We start from the raw sequence: 17346 nt of genomic DNA on the forward strand, positions 1-17346 counted from the left end.
TCAGGCCGCGGCCGTGTGGCGCGCCAAGATTTCCTTGGCCAGGTCGCGATAGGCTTCAGCCCCGCGCGAGGCCGGATCGTAGTCCAGCACCGGCATCGCGTAGGACGGCGCCTCACTGACCCGGACGTTGCGCGGGATCACGGTGCGGAACACCATGTCACCCAGGTTGTCGCGCGCGTCCTTCTCGACTTGGTGCGACAGGTTGTTGCGCGAATCGTGCATGGTGAGGACCACGCCCTCGACCCGCAGCTCGGGATTGGCCGATTGCCGCACTTCGCGCACAGTGGCGATCAACTGCGACAGGCCTTCCAGCGCAAAGAATTCGCTCTGCAGCGGCACCAGCACCGAATTGGCGGCAACCATGGCGTTCAGTGTCAGCAGGTTCAGCGACGGCGGGCAGTCGATCAGGATGTAATCGTAATCCAGCGCCTCGATGGCCGTCTGGCGCAGCGCGTCATGCAGCAGGAAGGTCCGTTTTTCCCGCGACATCAGCTCAAGGTCGGCCGAGCTGAGGTCCACCGTCGCCGGGATGATGTGCAGGTTCTCGATATCCGTCGTCAGGATGATGTCGGTGAGCGCAACATCTCCGAGGAGGAGGTCATATGTGGTGTACGTGCGCGCGTCCGCTTCGATACCTAGCCCGGTGGACGCGTTGCCCTGGGGATCCAGATCGACAAGAAGCACCCGACACCCTTGTTCGACCAGCGCGGCGCCAAGGTTGATGGCCGTGGTCGTCTTGCCGACCCCGCCCTTCTGGTTCGCAACCGCGATGATTCTAGGTTGCCTGGCGCGAAAGACGTCAGCCACGGGTGCATTCTCCGATCTTCAGGATGACAGAACCTGGGTTCGTTGTACTCTCGGACGCCTCGTAGTGGAAGCGCCAGTTCCTCTCCGCCTCGGCAATTTCGTCGCGCCAGCTCGCACCCTTGGGGAAGAGCGAGAGGCCATCCGGTTTGCGATGCCGGGCGGAGAAATCGAGCAGTTTGGGCAGGGCCGCCAGGGCGCGCGCCGTGAGCACGTCGGCATCCTGCGGCGGGGCGGATTCGATGCGTTCCGCGATGACCTTCGCCGAAATGCCGGTTTCCCGCAGAACGGTGCGGATGAATGTTGCCTTGCGCTGGTCGGATTCGATCATTGTCATAGAGAACGCGGCGCTCTCGGCATGGGCAATGGCGATCACCACGCCCGGAAAGCCGCCACCGCTGCCGAGATCGACCCAGTGGCCTTGGGGATCGGCGAGCCTCGCGATCTGGAGGCTGTCGGCGATGTGCCGGGTCCAGAGATCGTCGAGCGTCGACGGAGCGACGATGTTGATCGCGGGATTCCACTTGCGGAGCAGCCCGGCGTAGATGTCGAGCCGCTCCAATGTTTCACGTGGAACATCGCCGGTGAAGGCGCTGGTGCCACTCATGCCGATTTCCGGCGATTGTCCCTGCGCAGTCGAGCCAGGAGGAGCGTCAGCGCCGCCGGCGTGACGCCTTCGATCTTCGCCGCCTGCGCGATATTCACTGGCCGTGCGCGGTCCAGCTTCATCCGGATTTCATTCGAAAGCCCGTCGATGATCAGGAAATCGAAGTCCGCCGGGATTTCCAGCCCCTCATCCCGCTTCACCGCTTCGACATCCTGTTCCTGCCGTGCGATGTAGCTGGCATAGGTAGCATCGCGCTTGAGTTGCTCGGCAATGGTCGGGTCGAGCTCCGCAACACGCGGGTCCAGTGCAGCGAAATCCTGCGGTTGCGCGTCCGGGAACGCCAAAACCTGGTAGAGTGTCCGCCGCGCCCCGTCCTGGCCAAGTTGCACACCAACGTCTTGAAGTTGTTTCGGCGTGTAGGTCGTATCCTCAAGTAGGCCCCTGCCCCGGGCCAGCGCCTCCTGCTTGGCTTCGAAAGCCGTGCGCCGGGTGTCACCCACACAACCGGCTTCGAGGCCGAGCGGCGTCAGCCGCTGGTCCGCATTGTCCGCCCGCAGCGACAGCCGGAATTCGGCGCGCGAGGTGAACATGCGGTAAGGCTCCGTCACGCCCCGGGTCACGAGATCGTCGACCATCACCCCGATGTAGGAGTTCGTTCGGCTGAACGCCACACCATCCCGACCCAAGGACTTGGCGGCGGCGTTGAGACCGGCCACAACACCTTGTGCCGCGGCCTCTTCATAGCCGGTTGTGCCGTTGATCTGCCCCGCGAGGTACAAACCCTCGATCCCCTTGACGCCCAGGTGCAGGTCCAGCGCGCGCGGATCGACGTAGTCGTATTCGATCGCATAGCCAGGCTGCGTGATGACGACGCTCTCGAGCCCCTTGATCGAGCGGACGTAATCCTCCTGCACATCCTGCGGCAGCGAGGTTGAAATCCCATTCGGATACACCGTCGGATCATCGAGCCCCTCGGGCTCCAGGAACACCTGGTGCGACCCCTTGTCGGCAAATCGCACGACCTTGTCCTCGATCGAGGGGCAATACCGCGGGCCGATCCCGTCGATATGCCCGCCGTACATCGCGGACCGGCCAAGGTTGGCCCGAATGATCTCGTGCGTTTTCTCATTGGTGTGCGTGATTCCACAGGACACCTGGCGCACGGCCGGGTGGTCCGACAGGAACGAGAACATCACCGGATCATCATCGCCCGGTTGGCTTTCCAGCACGGACCAGTCGATCGTGCGCCCATCCAGTCGCGGCGGGGTGCCCGTTTTGAGCCGCCCGAGCGGCAGGCCGAAGCTGTCGATCCGTTCCGCCAACTTGATCGCGGGATTGTCGCCCATGCGGCCGCCGGGACGAGACACGTCGCCGATGTGAATGACGCCACGCAGGAACGTGCCCGTCGTGAGGATCACCGCCTTCGCGGCCAAAGTGCTTCCATCAGCCAGGGTCACGCCGGTCACCGTGGTCCCGGCCATCGACAGATCGACAACCTCGCCCTCAACCAACGTGATGTTGGGATGGGCCTGCATCTCGGCCAGCATGGTTTCGCGGTAAATCTTGCGGTCCGCCTGTGCCCGAGGCCCCTGCACGGCCGGACCCTTGCGTCGGTTCAACAGGCGAAACTGGATGCCCGCCTTGTCGGCCACGCGGCCCATGACGCCGTCGAGCGCATCCACCTCGCGGACGAGGTGGCCTTTACCCAGCCCACCAATGGCCGGATTGCAGGACATCACCCCGATCCCGCCGACTTTCAGTGTCACCAGGGCTGTTCGTGCGCCCATCCGAGCCGCCGCGTGGGCGGCGTCGCTGCCGGCGTGGCCGCCGCCGATGACGATGACGTCGTAAGAATGTTCCACGTGAAACAACCCTCACTTACCAATGCAAAAGGACGAGAAGATTTCGTCGAGCAGATTCTCGACGTCCACACGTCCTACCAGAGAATCGAGCGCCCTGACAGCCGTGCGGATTTCCTCGGCGATAAAATCCGGTTCACCTCTCGGGCCTAACTGCAGCGCCGCGCGTAGGTGGCGTTCGGCCAGCGCCATGGCCGCGATGTGCCGGTCCCGCGTTGCCGTGCCGATCAAGGCCGCGCGGCCCGCCAGCTCCCGGCGGATCCGGTCCACCAGGTCCGACACGCCCTGCCCGGTCTTCCCGGAAATGCCCGCGGCATCGCCGCTCACGTCGGCCTTGGCCTGCACCACGATATCGCCCGCGCGCAGAGGCACGTCGGGCACCGCATCTCCTGTCGCCAGCAATACCCGAAGATCCGCCTGCTCCGCCCGGTCCCGCGCCCGTGCGATGCCGAGGTTCTCGACCACGTCCTCAGTCTCCCGCAGGCCAGCCGTGTTCGAGCATCGTCACAGGCAAGCCACCCAGGTCCATCCTCACCTCGATCACGTCACGGGTCGTGCCTGCGATATCCGAGGTTATGGCGGCGTCTCGTCCGGCCAAGGCATTCAAAAGAGTGGATTTTCCAACGTTTGGCGCCCCGAGGATGGCCACTTCGAAGCCTTGGCGCACACGCTCCGCCATGGCGGCGCCCTTCTGCTCCGTAGACAGCCCGGCGAGCACCCGGTTCACCAGTTCAGTCACCTCTGGCATGACGTCGACCGGCACATCCTCATCCACGAAATCGATCGTCGCCTCGATCAATGCAGCCGCCCGCACCAGGTCGCGGCGCCAATCCTCGGCCACGGACCCAAGTCGCCCCGACAGCACCCGCATCGCCTGACGCCGCTGCGCCTCGGTCTCGGCCTCGATCAGGTCAGCCAGCCCTTCGACCTGCGCCAGGTCGAGGCAGCCGTTCTCAAGCGCGCGGCGCGTGAACTCCCCCGCCTCTGCCTGCCGCAGCCCATCCATCGCGCCCAGTTCCCCCAGCACGGCCGAGATCACCGCGGTGCTGCCATGCAGGTGCAGCTCGACGACCTCTTCGCCGGTGAAACTCGCACCTGCCGCGAAACAGAGAACCAGCGCCTCGTCCAGCATCTCGCCATCCGACCCGCGCAGCACGCGCAGCGCCGCGCGCCGGGGTTCCGGCAGGGTGCGGCACAGCATTCCGGCGGCGGCAGAGGCACGTGGACCCGAGAGCCGGATCACCGCAACGCCCGAGGCGCCCGGCGCCGTGGCCAGTGCAAAGATCGTATCCATGGCAATCTCCCGACCTGCGGCCTGGGCCGCGGCGGCCTCAGGTGTTCATGGACTCGAAGAAGTCGGCGTTCGACTTGGTCTGCTTCAGCTTCGAGATCAGGAACTCGATCGCGTCCGTCGTCCCCATCGGGTTCAGGATGCGGCGCAGCACAAAGGTCTTCTGCAGATCGCCCTTGTCGACCAGCAGGTCCTCCTTCCGGGTGCCGGACTTGAGGATATCCATCGCCGGGAAGACGCGCTTGTCGGCGACCTTGCGGTCGAGCACGATTTCCGAGTTACCGGTGCCCTTGAACTCTTCGAAGATGACCTCGTCCATCCGGCTGCCGGTGTCGATCAGCGCAGTGGCGATGATGGTCAGCGATCCGCCCTCTTCGATGTTCCGGGCCGCGCCGAAGAACCGCTTGGGCCGCTGCAGCGCATTGGCATCCACACCACCGGTCAGGACCTTGCCCGAGGACGGCACCACGGTGTTGAAGGCACGACCAAGTCTTGTGATTGAGTCGAGAAGGATCACAACATCTCGTTTGTGTTCGACCAGGCGCTTGGCCTTTTCGATCACCATCTCGGAAACGGCGACGTGGCGCGTGGCAGGCTCGTCGAAGGTCGAGGAGACGACCTCCCCCTTCACGCTCCGCTGCATGTCGGTCACCTCTTCGGGGCGCTCGTCGATCAGCAGGACGATCAGGTAGCACTCCGGGTGGTTCTGTTCGATGCTGTGCGCGATGTTCTGCAGCAGGACCGTCTTGCCGGTCCGCGGCGGCGCCACGATGAGCGAACGCTGCCCCTTCCCGATCGGTGCGACCAGGTCGATGATCCGTGCCGATCGGTCCTTGATGGTGGGATCCTCGATCTCCATCTTCAGGCGCTCGTCGGGATAGAGCGGGGTGAGGTTGTCAAAGGCGATCTTGTGACGCGCCTTCTCGGGTTCCTCGAAGTTGATCTTGGTGACGGTCGTCAGGGCAAAGTAGCGCTCGTTTTCCTGCGGCGCCTTCATCAGCCCTTCGATCGTGTCGCCGGTGCGGAGCGAATACTGGCGGATCATGTCGGGCGAGACGTAGATGTCGTCCGGACCCGGCAGGTAGTTCGCCTCGGTCGAGCGGAGGAAGCCGAAGCCGTCCTGCAGCACCTCGAGCACGCCGTCGCCGCCGATTTCCCAGCCCTCGTCCGCCATCTCGCGCAGGATCTGGAACATCATCTCGCCCTTGCGCATCGCGCTGGCGTTCTCGATCTCCAGTTCCTCTGCCATGTTCAGCAGGTCCTTGGGGCTCTTCGCCTTGAGATCAGAGAGGTTGAGTCGTTCGGTTTCCATGAAATAATCCCGCATCGCGCCCGTGGGCGGCCGATATCGTTCCGTGCTGTTATGTTCGGATAGTACCCCGCCCGGACGGGCGGCTTGGCAGCGGATATAGTGGCCGGGGGCCTTCGAGTCAATCGAGGCTCAGAACCGCACCACGACCGAGATCACGATGAGGATCAGCAGCACCGTCGGAAGCTCGTTCATCATCCGGTAGCGGCGGCCGGGCAGCGTGTTGTTCCCCGCCGCGAAATCCTTGCGCCGCAGGCCCAGCCAGTGATGGAACCAGGTCATCACCATCACCCCCGCCGCCTTGGTCCAGGGCCAGACCATCGACCAGTCGACGATGCCCGGGGTGAAGACCAGCATCAGGCCAAAGACCCAGGTCGCGACCATGGCCGGGTTCATGATGGCTCTCAGCAGCTTGCGCTCCATCTCCTGGAAGAGCGCGTCCTGTTCGGTGCCCGTCTCGATCCGTTCGGCGTGATAGACGAAGAGCCGGGGCAGGTAGAAGATCCCGGCCATCCACGCCACCACCGAGATGATGTGAAGCGCCTTGGTCCAGGGGTAGATCGCGTAGAGGAAGTCGGTCATCGCGGGCTCCGGTTCGTCGGAGCCGATCTAATTAATATATATATTAATAGAAAGATGATGTTGATGTAGGGGGACCGGTTTCTGTGGATCCTTTGGTTGCACAGAAGTTCTACCCAAGCCTCCCAGCCTGTGGACAAGTCTGTGGTCGGATGTGGTGCCCTTTGTCAATCAAACCAATAAGTCACATATTGTCAGATAGTTATATAGGCAAAGTTCATCCAACCGGCGGTGGATGGATTCCGGGACGACTCTCAGGATCGCCGTTGAACTGTGGATGAGTGAGTTATCCTTCCCCTCACGGGAATGGATCGCCTCAACCGGTGCGCGACTCGGGGTTTTGTCCCACGGCTTGCAATGGCGCGGGCTTTTCCCCAGAACCCTCCCTGCACTTGTTTCTGACTTATCCACGGGGATGCGAACATGGCGCAGGACATCATCCTGGCCTCGGGCTCGGCGTCGCGGGCGCAGATGCTGCGCCAGGCGGGCGTGCCGTTCCGCGTGGTGAAGGCTGCGGTGGACGAAGAGGCGCTGCGCGACTCCCTGATCGCCGAGGGCGTGGGCCCGCGCGACCTGTCCGATGCCCTGGCCGAGATGAAAGCGCTGCGCGTCTCGGGCCGGGAACCGGGGGCGATGGTGATCGGGTCCGACCAGATCCTGTCGCTCGACGGGGAGGTGCTGACCAAGGTCGACAGCCGCGACGCCGCGCGCGAGGTGTTGCTGCGGCTCAGGGGCAAGCGGCATTCGCTCTACTCGGCCGCGGTGATCTGCGAAGAGGGCAAGCCGACCTGGCGCCACGTGACCGAGGTCAAGATGCTGGTGCGCCAGTTCTCGGACGAATTCCTTGACGGCTACCTCGACCGCGCGTGGCCCGATGTTGCCGGGGCGGTCGGCTGCTATCATTATGAAGAAGAGGGCGTGCGCCTGTTCAGCCAGGTCACCGGCGACTACCACGCGATCCTCGGCATGCCGCTGCTGCCGCTCCTTGCCTTTCTCACCACACGAGGGTTGATCGAGGGATGACGACAAAGATCCCATTGGCCGGCGTGATCGGGCATCCGATCGCGCATTCGCGGTCCCCGCTGCTGCACCGATACTGGCTGCGCCGGCACGGGCTGCCCGGGTACTACATCCCGATGGACGTCGCCTCGAACGATCTCGAGGATGTGCTGCGCACCCTCCCCCGCGCCGGGTTCGTCGGCGTGAACATCACCGTGCCGCACAAGGAACGGGTGATGGAGATCGCCGACCTCGTCACCGACCGCGCGATCCTGATCGGCGCTGCGAACACGCTGATCTTCCGCGCCGACGGTAAGATCCACGCTGACAATACGGATGGGTACGGATTCATCGAGAACCTGCGCCAGGGGGCGCCGGCCTGGCGGGCGGATGCCGGGCCCGTCGCGCTTCTGGGCGCCGGCGGCGCGGCGCGTGCCGTGGTCGCCGCCCTGCTCGACGCCGGCGTGCCCGAGATCATGGTCGCCAATCGAACCCGCGTGCGGGCCGAGAACCTGAAAGAGGATTTCGGTCGCCGGCTGCGGGTGGTCGACTGGGTGCAGGCCGGCAACATGATCGAGGACGCGGCGCTGGTCGTGAACTCCACTGCGCTCGGGATGGACGGAAAGCCCAAGCTGCGCGTGCCGTTCGACGGGTTACACAAGGGGCAGGTGGTGACCGACCTCGTCTATGCCCCGCTGCGCACCGATCTTCTGCAAGCGGCGGAAGAGGCGGGCGCGGTCACGGTCGACGGCCTCGGCATGCTGCTGCACCAGGCGGTCCCGGCCTTTGAACGCTGGTTCGGGGTGCGCCCCATCGTCGATGATCCGACGCGGGAGGCGGCGCTCAGATGACCTATCTCCTCGGCCTCACCGGCTCCATCGGCATGGGCAAGAGCACGACGGCCAAGATGTTCACAGATCTCGGCTGCGCGCTCTGGGATGCGGACGCCGCCGTCCACCGACTGTACGCCGCCGGAGGGTCCGCCGTGGCCCCGATGGCCGAGGCGTTTCCGGACGCCATCGTGGATGGCGCCGTGTCGCGGGACCGGCTGCGTCAGATCATCTCGGACGACCCGACCGCGCTGCGCCGGATCGAACAGATCGTGCATCCGCTGGTCGGCTTCGACCGGAGGGACTTCATCGCAGCGGCCGATGCCGATATCGTGGTCCTCGACATCCCGCTGCTCTTCGAGGGCGGGAACGAGAAAGGGTTCGACGCGGTGGTCGTCGTCTCGGCCCCCGAGGACGTCCAGCGCGAGCGCGTGCTGGCCCGGGGCACGATGACCGAGGCGCAGTTCGAGGCGATCAAGGCGAAACAGATGCCGGATGCCGAGAAACGCGCCCGCGCCGACCACGTGGTGGTGACGGACACGATGGAACACGCGGCCGAACAGGTCCGCGCCATCGTCGAGGCGATCAGGGAGCAGATGCGCGATGCGTGAAATCGTGATGGACACCGAGACGACGGGGTTCGAGCCGGAACAGGGCGACCGCATCGTCGAGATCGGCGGCGTCGAGCTGCTGAATCACATGCCGACGGGCCGGACCTATCACCAGTACATCAACCCCGAACGCGACATGCCGCAGTCGGCGTTCGAGGTGCACGGCCTGTCCGAGGAGTTCCTGCGCGACAAGCCGGTGTTCCGCGACATCGCGCAGCAGTTCCTGGATTTCGTCGGCGACGCCAAGCTGGTGATCCACAACGCCAAGTTCGACATGAAATTCCTGAACGCGGAGCTGGGCTGGCTCAACCTGCCCCGCCTGCCCTGGGAACAGGCGATCGACACGCTCGAGATCGCGCGGAAACGCTTTCCGGGGTCGCCCGCCTCGCTCGATGCGCTCTGCCGGCGGTTCGGGATCGACAACTCGGCGCGGACACTGCACGGCGCGCTGCTCGACTCCGAGATCCTGGCCGAGGTCTATCTTGAACTGATCGGGGGGCGGCAGCCGGATTTCGGGCTGTCGGAGTCAGGCGGCCAGGGCCATGCCGCGGCCTCCGGGGCGTCGGACTGGCGTCCGCAACCGCGCCCGGCGCCGCTGGAATCCCGGATCACCGAAGAGGAAAAGGCGGCGCACGAGGCTTTCCTGAAAAAGCTGGGCGATGCGCCGCTCTGGTCGCGGCTGGCTTAGGACTGCAGCACGCCGTTGCCGCCGGCCTGCTGGCGACGGGTCATTTCCTGGCGGAAGAGCGCGAGGAAATCGATGTTTTCCAGGTTCAGCGGCGGGAAGCCACCGTCGCGGGTGATGTCGCTGACGATGCGGCGCAGGAACGGGAAGATCTGGCGCGGGCATTCGATCAGCAGGAAGGCCTGCAGCTGCTCCTGCGGGACGCCTTCGATCAGGAACAGCCCGACGTAGTCCACCTCGAGGATGAAGAGCGTCGCGGTGCCGCCCTTTTCTTTCGACGTCGCCTTGAGCTTGATCGCGACCTGGTACTGGTTCTCGGCGTCGTCACGCTTCTGCGCGTCCAGCCCGACCTGCACCTGGACGTCCGGGGTGAAGTTGCCCTTGAGCTGATCGCGCGCGACGATGTTCTCGAACGACATGTCGCGGATGTACTGGTTCAGCGTGGTGAACCGGATCTGCGGTTGCTGCGGCTGGGTCGGGGCGTCGGGCGCGTCGGTCATCCGGGGTACTCCAAAGGATCCTGAGGTCGGGAAGGGTCCTAGCAGCCTATGCCCCGCGCCTCAATGCCTGGTCCACTCCGACGGCCGGTGGGTGGGGCGTTTCGGGGGGTCAAGCTCTTCGAAATCGGCATCGAGGTCGCGGAACTCGCCGTCGATCACGTCACCGCTGCCGCCGGTCCGCGGTTGGCCCGGCCGGGGCTGTGCCTGCGGGCCGGTGGAAAAGCCGTAGGACATCGACTGGACCTTCACGTGTTTCTTGATGAACCGGAAGGCAAAGTGCCGCACCGGCGGGATCAGCAGCAGCAGGCCAACTGTGTCGGTGAAGAAGCCGGGCGTCAGAAGCATCGCGCCCGCGAAGAGGATCATCGCCCCCTCGGCCAGCGGCTGGGTCGGATCGGACAGCTCGTTGAAGGACCGGCGCACCTGGTCCAGCACCTGCCGGCCCTGCGCCTTGACCATGTACGTGCCGATCACCGCGGTCGCCAGCACGATGCCGAGGGTCCACCACAGGCCGATAATCCCGCCGACTTGGATGAACAGGGCGATTTCGATCATCGGAACCGCAATGAAGGCCAGAAGCAGCCACATGAAGCCACACTCCTTTGATGGCGGTGCGGTGGACTCGGCACCGGTGACCCCCTACATAGGAAGCAAGAGACGATCTTGCCATGCCCCGCCAGAGAGGACCCGCATGAATTCGCCCATCCTTCAGCTTCTGGTGCTGGCCGGAATCGCCGTGTTCCTCATCCTCCGGCTGCGGTCGGTGCTTGGCACGCGCGAAGGATTCGAGAAGCCTGCGCCGGCCCGCACGGACGCCCAGCCCAGCCGTCCCCGTAACTTTGACGTGATTGAGGGCAGCCCGGATCGCGACATCACCGACCACGTCGACGAAGGCAGCCCCGCCGCCGATGCCCTGCACCGGATGAAGCGGGTCGAGCCGAGCTTCAACGTTGGCGAATTCCTCGGCGGCGCGCGCAGCGCCTACGAGATGATCCTGATGGCCTTCGAGACCGGCAAGATCGAGGACATCAAGCCGTTCCTGTCCGAAGACGTCTACGACAGCTTCGCCGGTGTCGTGCAGGCGCGTGAGGAGCAGGGCCTTCATATCGAGGCCGAGTTCATCGGCGTCCGCGAAACCGGCCTGAATGCCGCGACCTTCGACGAGGCGACCGGCGAGGCGGAACTGACGGTGCGCTTCACCGGCCAGCTGACCTCGGTCGTGCGCGACGCGCAGGGCGAGATCGTCGAAGGCGTGCCCGGGCAGGTCAAGACGCAGCGCGACATCTGGACGTTCGCGCGCCGGATGGGTTCGGACAACCCGAACTGGCAGCTGGTCGCCACGGGCGAATGATCCGGCGCTGGCTTGCGGCCCTTGCAGCAGGCCTGATGACCACCGTGTCCGCAAGCGGCGAAGACATCGTGCCCGAGATCACGCGGACCATCCTGACCTTCGACCAGCTCGATGGATGGGCCGCCGACGATCACCAGGCGGCCCTCGACGTATTCCTCGAAACATGCGGCGACATGGACGCGCCCGACTGGCGCGCCCTCTGCGCCGCGGCCCGCGACCAGACCAACGCCCGCGCCTTCTTTGAACTGTTCTTCCGTCCCGTCCTGATCGAGGACGGCGCGCCCGGCCTTTTCACCGGCTACTTCGAACCCGAACTGGACGGCGCCCTCACCCCCGACGACCGCCACCGCTACCCGCTCTACCAGATGCCGCCCGAGGCGAAGGAGGGCGTGTTCCTGTCCCGGCGCGAGATCGAGGAGGGCGAGCACCTCAAGAACCGCGGGCTCGAGATCGCCTGGGTCGACGACCCGGTCGAGCTCTTCTTTCTCCAGGTCCAGGGGTCGGGCCGGATCCGTCTGCCGGGGGGCGATGCGCTCCGCGTCGGTTATGCCGGCGGCAACGGGCACCCCTACCGGTCCATCGGGATGGAACTGGTCCGCCGGGGCGTCTACCAAGCGCACCAGGTGTCGGCGCAGGTGATCCGCAACTGGGTGGCGCGGAACCCGGTCGAGGGGCTGGACCTGCTGCTACACAACCCGTCCTTCGTGTTCTTCCGCGTGGTGTCGCACGTCCCGGCCAACCGCGGACCGCTTGGCGCGATGAACCGGTCGGTCACGCCGATGCGGACCATCGCCGTCGACCCGGCGCACACCCCGCTTGGCGCGCCGGTCTGGATCGAAAAAGCCGGGGCCGGGCCGCTGCACCGGCTGATGGTGGCCCAGGACACCGGGTCCGCCATCAAGGGCGCGCAGCGGGCCGACATCTTCTTCGGCACCGGATCCGAGGCTGGGCGCGCCGCCGGGCAGCTCAAGGACGAGGGACGCATGGTTGTCCTGATGCCGATCCAGCGCGCCTATGCCATGCTCGACGAGGTCACGGAATGAGCCGCAAGCTCAGGCCCGAAGAGGCCGAGCTCTGGCGCAAGGTGGCCGACACCACCGAAAAGATGCACCCGGACACGCGGCGCGACCTGCCCGCCGCGCTCAAGCCGACGCCCAAGGCCCCTGCCCCGGCCCCGCGCCCCGACCTGCCGGACTTCACCATCGGTCAGTCGTCCCGCGACCGCGGCGGGTCGCATGACCTGATGCAGCCGATCCACGATCACCTGTCGAACGCGCCGGTCCGGATGGACCGCAAGGCGCACGGCAGGATGAAGCGCGGCAAGCTGCAGCCTGAGGCGCGGATCGACCTGCACGGCATGACCCAGGACCGCGCCCACACAGCCCTGACCGGTTTCATCCTGCGCAGCCACCGCGAGGGCCGCCGCCTGGTGCTCGTCATCACCGGCAAGGGCCGCGACCAGGACGACGGTGACGTGATCCCGACCCGGCGCGGCGTCCTGCGCCACCAGGTGCCGCACTGGCTGGGCGTGCCGCCGCTTTCGGCGCTGGTGCTGCAGGTCACGCCCGCGCACATCCGCCACGGCGGCGGCGGCGCCTACTACATCTACCTACGCCGGCACCGCTAGCAGCGGACGCGCGCGGGTCAGCCCGATCTTGATCGCGGCACTGGCGACCAGCATCAGCACCACCACCGCCGCGAACTGCACCCGCAGTCCAACACCCATGTCGATCAGCACCCCACTCAAGCCCGGGCCAATGGCGGTGCCCAGCACCACAAGCGCCATCGCCACCGACTTGATGCTGCCCAAGTGCCGGGAGCCGAAGTATTCCGGCCAGAAGGCCGTGCGCATCACGTCCTGCCCCGAGAAGCTGATCGCGACCCCCAGCATGCCGAGGGCGATCAACCCGATCCCCTCGGCCCCGGCGAAGCAGGCGAACCCGGCGGCGGCAGGCAGCAGTGACCAGGGAAAGAGCACGGCAAGGCCCCAGCGGTCGGTGGCCCAGCCCCAGGCGAAGGAACAGAGCGACAGCGCGATGGTGAACGGCGGAAACAGAGCGACGAAGGCGACATGCTCGACCCCGGCCAGCGCCGAGAAATGCACCTGGTGAAAGAAGAATCCCGAAATCGCGGCCGGCATCAGCACCACGCTGGGTGCCATCATCCAGAACAGCCAATGCTTCAGGACCCTCCCCCGCGTCCAGTGCACGCCGCCCATGCCGACCTGCTCTCCGGTCACCTCGTCGCCCGCCGGGATGCGTTCGCCGCGCAGGATCAACGGCAGCAGGACCGCGCCGACCAGGACCATGCCCGCCATGACCCGCCAGAGGATGCGCCAGTCGGTCGTCTCCAGCGCGGCGACGAAGGCCACCGGCAGGATCGCCTCGCTGAAGGCAAAGCCCGACATGACCACGGCGACGGCCTTGCCCCGCGTCCGTGCGAACCACCGCGCGGTGGCGACCAGCGCGACATGCGCCGTCATGCCAAGCCCCAGGAACCGCAGGAGGAACACCGCTGCCGCGAGGGCGATCAGGCCCTGCGCGAGCGAGACCATAAGGCAGGCCAGCGCGAGCCCGAGCAGGACCGCCGTGCCCAGCCAGCGCGCGCCGAACCGGTCGGCGACCCCGCCGAAGGTCAGCATCAGCACCGCCGACGCGGCGGTGGCCAGCGAATAGATGCCGCCCCACTGTCCGTGGCTCAGCCCGAATTCATCCCGGATCGCGCCGGTGAAGATCGCGACGAATGAGGTCTGGGCAATGCCCGACATGAAGATCAGCAGGAATCCCGCGCCCAGCCACTGCGCGTTTTCCCTGAGGAACCGCAGGTAGGTCATCGGCGGCCCCCGCGGGCCCGGGTGATGTGGATCGCCGTCATGCGACAGGCGTAGGCCGCTTTCCCGCCCCTCGCCAGAAGCAACGTTGCAAGAGCGTTCGTGCCGGCTCAGCCCGCGGCGGTCAGCAGCGGGCGCGCCCGCCGCATCCCGGCCCACATCGCCGCGCTCGACAGCAGGAACCAGACCGCGATCCAGAGGTAGAGCGTGCCGATCCCGACCCCGAGATCGATCAGCAGCCCCGACACTCCGGGCCCGAGGGCCGAGCCCATGACCATCGCCGCCGCGGCCGCCGCCTTGATCGACCCGATGTGCCGCGTGCCGAAATACTCGGCCCAGAACGCCATCGGCAGGGTCGCTTGCGCGCCGACCGTGACCGCCATGAAGGCCAGCCCGATCCCCACGCCGGTCAGCGTCGTCGCGGTGCCGAACAAGAGGAATGCGACCGCGATCGGAAGGTAGGCAAACGGCAGCAACCGCCCCGTCCCCACCCGGTCGAGCGCCGCGCCCCAGCCAAAGACCATCAGCAGGCCGAAAAGCGTGTAGGCCGGGTAGAGGGCGACCTGCGCGATCACCGTCCATCCGTGCTGGTCGGCATAGTAGACCTGGTGAAAGAAGAAGGTGGTGACAAAGGCCGGCGGCCCGCTGATCACCGGCAGCATCAGCCAGAACAGCCAGTGCCGCATCGCCTCGGCCCGGGTCCAGTGCCGCCCCATCATCCCGGTGGCAGAACTGCTCTCGGCAACGGACTGCGGCGTACGTTCGCGGCGAAGGAGGAGCAGGACGACGACGAGCCCCGCCAATACGATCACCGCCGCGACCTGCCAGAGCGATCGCCAGCCCGAAGTCGCAAGCAGGGAGACGAAGATCAGCGGCAGGAACGCCTCACCGATCGCGAAACCCATCGTCGCGATCGACAGCGCCCGCCCGCGCGAGGCGACGAACCAGCGCGACATGGCAACGATGGCGATGTGGCTGGTCATGCCCTGGCCGGTGAACCGCAGCAGGAAGATCACCACCACCAACGCCGCGACCGAGGTCGCGAGGCTCATCGCCACGCAGGCAAGCGACAGCGCGATCAGAACACCGGACGCCAGCGTACGGGCACGGAACCGGTCGGTCAGCCCGCCCGCCCAGACCATCACCAGCGCCGAGAGGCCCGTCCCCAGCGTGTAGATGCCGCCCCATTGACCCAGGCTCAGACCGAAGTCGTCCCGTATCTGCCCGGCGAAGACCGAGATGAAGAAGGTCTGCCCGAAGCTCGACAGGAACGACAGAAGCGCCCCGGCCGACAGCCAGGCAGAGTTGTTGCGGAGGAAGCGGACGAAGCCCATGCAAGCTGTGTTCCGCGTTTCGCCGGGAAAGGAAAGTGAGATCGCGAGGGTTCAGCGATCCTGCCAGTTGCGATAGCGGATCACGAGGTCGGATTCACAGATCTTGAAAAGCAGGAAAAACGCCAGGGATACGCAACCGTAGAGCGCGATCTCGACCACCTGCCGCCAGCCGCCGACCATGATCGCCGTCCAGCCGTGTTCGCGCACGAAGCGCAGCAGCGCCAGGCCCGAGGTCAGCAGGTTCAGCGAGCCGAGCGCCACCGCCGCCGCCGAAACCGCGGCGATGACAAAGACCACGATGGCCGGATACCGCGAGATGCTGAGCAGCCGTTTCACCGCCGCCTCCTCCTGACCTGCGCCCACTATGATCGGGGGTGCAGGGCCGAGGCAAGCCGCGCGTCAGAGCACGTAGCGAGAGATGTCGGCGCTTTCGGCCAGCTTGCCGACGTTCTCTTCGACAAAGGCGCGGTCGATGGTGATCTCGTCCCCTGCCCGGTCGGGCGCGGTAAAGGACAGCTCCTCGAACACCCGCTCGATCACGGTGTAGAGACGGCGGGCACCGATGTTCTCGACCGTGGAATTCACGTCGGCGGCGATCCTGGCCATCGCGGCGATCCCGTCCTCGGTGAAGGTGACCTTCACATCCTCGGTCCCCATCAGCGCCGAATATTGCAGGGTCAGCGCGTTGTCGGTTTCCTTCAGGATGCGGACGAAATCCTCTTCGGTCAGCGCGCGCAGCTCAACCCGGATCGGCAGGCGGCCTTGAAGCTCGGGCAGCAGGTCCGACGGCTTGGCGATGTGGAAGGCGCCCGAGGCGATGAAGAGAATGTGGTCGGTCTTGACCGGGCCATACTTGGTGCTGACGGTCGTGCCCTCGATCAGCGGCAGCAGGTCGCGCTGCACGCCCTCGCGGCTGACATCACCGCCGCGCGCGTCGGCCCGTGCGCAGACCTTGTCGATCTCGTCGAGGAAGACGATGCCGTTCTCCTCGACCGATTTCAGCGCGGCCAGCTTTACCGTTTCGTCGTCCAGCAGCTTGTCGGCCTCTTCGCCGATCAGTACCTCGTAGCTGTCGCGCACCTTCATCCGCTTGTGGACCTTGCGGCCACCAAAGGCCTTTCCGAAGATGTCGCCGAGGTTCATCATGCCCATCTGCCCGCTCGGCTGTCCGGGGATGTCCATCATGCCCAGCGGGTTCGAGGTGTCGGAAACCTCCAGGTCGATCTCCTGCTCGTCCAGCTCACCGTCGCGCAGCTTCTTGCGGAACATCTCGCGCGTGCCCTCGCGGGCGTCCTTGCCGGCGATCGCCTCGATCACCCGTTCTTCGGCGGCCTTGTGGGCGTTGGCTTTCACGTCCTCGCGCATGTACTCGCGGGTCTGCGCCATGGCGCTGTCGACCAGGTCCCGCACGATCTGTTCGACGTCCCGCCCGACATAGCCCACCTCGGTGAACTTCGTCGCCTCGACCTTGATGAACGGCGCGCGGGCCAGCTTGGCCAGCCGGCGGCTGATCTCGGTCTTGCCGACGCCGGTGGGGCCGATCATCAGGATGTTCTTCGGATAGACTTCGTCGCGCAGGTCGTCGGCCAGCTGCTTGCGCCGCCAGCGGTTCCGCAGCGCCACGGCGACGGCACGCTTGGCGTCCTTCTGGCCGATGATGAAACGGTCAAGCTCCGAGACGATCTCGCGCGGGGTCAGGTCGGTCATGGCATGTCCTTTCGGGTTCGGGGGACAGATACGCATTCGCGGGGCTGGAT

18 protein-coding genes and 1 pseudogene are annotated in these 17346 nt (G+C 65.9%); 7 read left to right on the plus strand and 12 right to left on the minus strand.

The window, feature by feature from the left end:
• The 6 genes and pseudogenes from ACE2AC_RS13610 to hemJ all read right to left on the minus strand — a co-directional run bounded on the left by ACE2AC_RS13610 (nucleotide 1) and on the right by hemJ (nucleotide 6452).
• Nucleotides 1–807, minus strand: a complete 807-nt coding sequence (locus ACE2AC_RS13610; RefSeq protein WP_375687888.1) for a ParA family protein — start codon at nucleotides 805–807, stop codon at nucleotides 1–3.
• Nucleotides 800–1411, minus strand: coding sequence for a 16S rRNA (guanine(527)-N(7))-methyltransferase RsmG (gene rsmG, locus ACE2AC_RS13615; protein WP_375687890.1), 612 nt, complete (start codon nucleotides 1409–1411; stop codon nucleotides 800–802). Before rsmG ends, ACE2AC_RS13610 begins: the two co-directional genes overlap by 8 nt.
• Complete coding sequence (gene mnmG, locus ACE2AC_RS13620) at nucleotides 1408–3273, minus strand: tRNA uridine-5-carboxymethylaminomethyl(34) synthesis enzyme MnmG (RefSeq protein ID WP_375687892.1); 1866 nt, start codon at nucleotides 3271–3273, stop codon at nucleotides 1408–1410. Before mnmG ends, rsmG begins: the two co-directional genes overlap by 4 nt.
• Before the next feature lie 12 nt (nucleotides 3274–3285).
• A pseudogene (gene mnmE / locus ACE2AC_RS13625) lies at nucleotides 3286–4564 on the minus strand (tRNA uridine-5-carboxymethylaminomethyl(34) synthesis GTPase MnmE).
• 37 nt (nucleotides 4565–4601) lie between these two features.
• Nucleotides 4602–5873, minus strand: coding sequence for a transcription termination factor Rho (gene rho, locus ACE2AC_RS13630; protein ID WP_375687894.1), 1272 nt, complete (start codon nucleotides 5871–5873; stop codon nucleotides 4602–4604).
• A gap of 129 nt (nucleotides 5874–6002) precedes the next feature.
• A complete protein-coding gene (gene hemJ, locus ACE2AC_RS13635; RefSeq protein ID WP_375687896.1) occupies nucleotides 6003–6452 on the minus strand; it encodes a protoporphyrinogen oxidase HemJ in 450 nt (149 codons plus the stop codon).
• Between the two features lie 420 nt (nucleotides 6453–6872).
• Between hemJ and ACE2AC_RS13640 the strand changes: the two genes are divergently transcribed.
• Genes ACE2AC_RS13640 through dnaQ form a run of 4 tightly spaced genes read left to right on the plus strand, consistent with a single transcriptional unit; the run spans nucleotide 6873 to nucleotide 9577 of the window.
• Nucleotides 6873–7472 carry a Maf family protein gene (locus ACE2AC_RS13640; protein WP_375687898.1) on the plus strand — a complete coding sequence of 200 codons (600 nt, stop codon included), beginning with the start codon at nucleotides 6873–6875 and terminating at the stop codon, nucleotides 7470–7472.
• Entirely contained in the window at nucleotides 7469–8299 is an 831-nt protein-coding gene (locus ACE2AC_RS13645; RefSeq protein ID WP_375687900.1) for a shikimate dehydrogenase, read from the plus strand. Before ACE2AC_RS13640 ends, ACE2AC_RS13645 begins: the two co-directional genes overlap by 4 nt.
• Nucleotides 8296–8889: a dephospho-CoA kinase gene (gene coaE, locus ACE2AC_RS13650; RefSeq protein ID WP_375687902.1), complete on the plus strand. Its 594-nt coding sequence runs from the start codon at nucleotides 8296–8298 to the stop codon at nucleotides 8887–8889. Before ACE2AC_RS13645 ends, coaE begins: the two co-directional genes overlap by 4 nt.
• Nucleotides 8882–9577, plus strand: a complete 696-nt coding sequence (gene dnaQ / locus ACE2AC_RS13655; protein ID WP_375687904.1) for a DNA polymerase III subunit epsilon — start codon at nucleotides 8882–8884, stop codon at nucleotides 9575–9577. The genes coaE and dnaQ overlap by 8 nt, the downstream gene beginning before the upstream one ends.
• Here dnaQ and secB read toward each other — a convergent pair.
• Together secB and ACE2AC_RS13665 are read right to left on the minus strand one after the other, a co-directional pair.
• The gene (secB, locus tag ACE2AC_RS13660) at nucleotides 9574–10074 is read right to left on the minus strand and encodes a protein-export chaperone SecB (RefSeq protein WP_375687906.1); all 501 of its coding nucleotides are present in this window, start codon (nucleotides 10072–10074) and stop codon (nucleotides 9574–9576) included. The genes dnaQ and secB overlap by 4 nt on opposite strands.
• Before the next feature lie 60 nt (nucleotides 10075–10134).
• Nucleotides 10135–10662 carry an FxsA family protein gene (locus ACE2AC_RS13665; protein WP_375687908.1) on the minus strand — a complete coding sequence of 176 codons (528 nt, stop codon included), beginning with the start codon at nucleotides 10660–10662 and terminating at the stop codon, nucleotides 10135–10137.
• A gap of 103 nt (nucleotides 10663–10765) precedes the next feature.
• Between ACE2AC_RS13665 and ACE2AC_RS13670 the strand changes: the two genes are divergently transcribed.
• Genes ACE2AC_RS13670 through ACE2AC_RS13680 form a run of 3 tightly spaced genes read left to right on the plus strand, consistent with a single transcriptional unit; the run spans nucleotide 10766 to nucleotide 13052 of the window.
• On the plus strand, nucleotides 10766–11425 hold the full coding sequence (locus ACE2AC_RS13670; RefSeq protein WP_375687910.1) for a Tim44/TimA family putative adaptor protein: 660 nt from the start codon (nucleotides 10766–10768) through the stop codon (nucleotides 11423–11425).
• Between the two features lie 35 nt (nucleotides 11426–11460).
• On the plus strand, nucleotides 11461–12468 hold the full coding sequence (locus ACE2AC_RS13675; protein ID WP_375687912.1) for a murein transglycosylase A: 1008 nt from the start codon (nucleotides 11461–11463) through the stop codon (nucleotides 12466–12468).
• The gene (locus ACE2AC_RS13680) at nucleotides 12465–13052 is read left to right on the plus strand and encodes a Smr/MutS family protein (RefSeq protein WP_375687914.1); all 588 of its coding nucleotides are present in this window, start codon (nucleotides 12465–12467) and stop codon (nucleotides 13050–13052) included. Before ACE2AC_RS13675 ends, ACE2AC_RS13680 begins: the two co-directional genes overlap by 4 nt.
• Here the strand turns inward: ACE2AC_RS13680 and ACE2AC_RS13685 are convergent.
• The 4 genes from ACE2AC_RS13685 to hslU form a co-directional block, all read right to left on the minus strand.
• Entirely contained in the window at nucleotides 13035–14258 is a 1224-nt protein-coding gene (locus tag ACE2AC_RS13685) for an MFS transporter (RefSeq protein ID WP_375687916.1), read from the minus strand. The genes ACE2AC_RS13680 and ACE2AC_RS13685 overlap by 18 nt on opposite strands.
• Before the next feature lie 107 nt (nucleotides 14259–14365).
• Nucleotides 14366–15589: an MFS transporter gene (locus ACE2AC_RS13690; RefSeq protein WP_375687918.1), complete on the minus strand. Its 1224-nt coding sequence runs from the start codon at nucleotides 15587–15589 to the stop codon at nucleotides 14366–14368.
• Between the two features lie 51 nt (nucleotides 15590–15640).
• Nucleotides 15641–15925 carry a hypothetical protein gene (locus tag ACE2AC_RS13695; protein WP_375687920.1) on the minus strand — a complete coding sequence of 95 codons (285 nt, stop codon included), beginning with the start codon at nucleotides 15923–15925 and terminating at the stop codon, nucleotides 15641–15643.
• 63 nt (nucleotides 15926–15988) lie between these two features.
• Nucleotides 15989–17296, minus strand: coding sequence for an ATP-dependent protease ATPase subunit HslU (gene hslU, locus ACE2AC_RS13700; protein WP_375687922.1), 1308 nt, complete (start codon nucleotides 17294–17296; stop codon nucleotides 15989–15991).
• Between the last annotated feature and the right edge of the window lie 50 nt (nucleotides 17297–17346).

This window comes from Pseudooceanicola sp. LIPI14-2-Ac024 (assembly GCF_042188925.1).
Taxonomy (GTDB): Bacteria; Pseudomonadota; Alphaproteobacteria; order Rhodobacterales; family Rhodobacteraceae; genus Pseudooceanicola.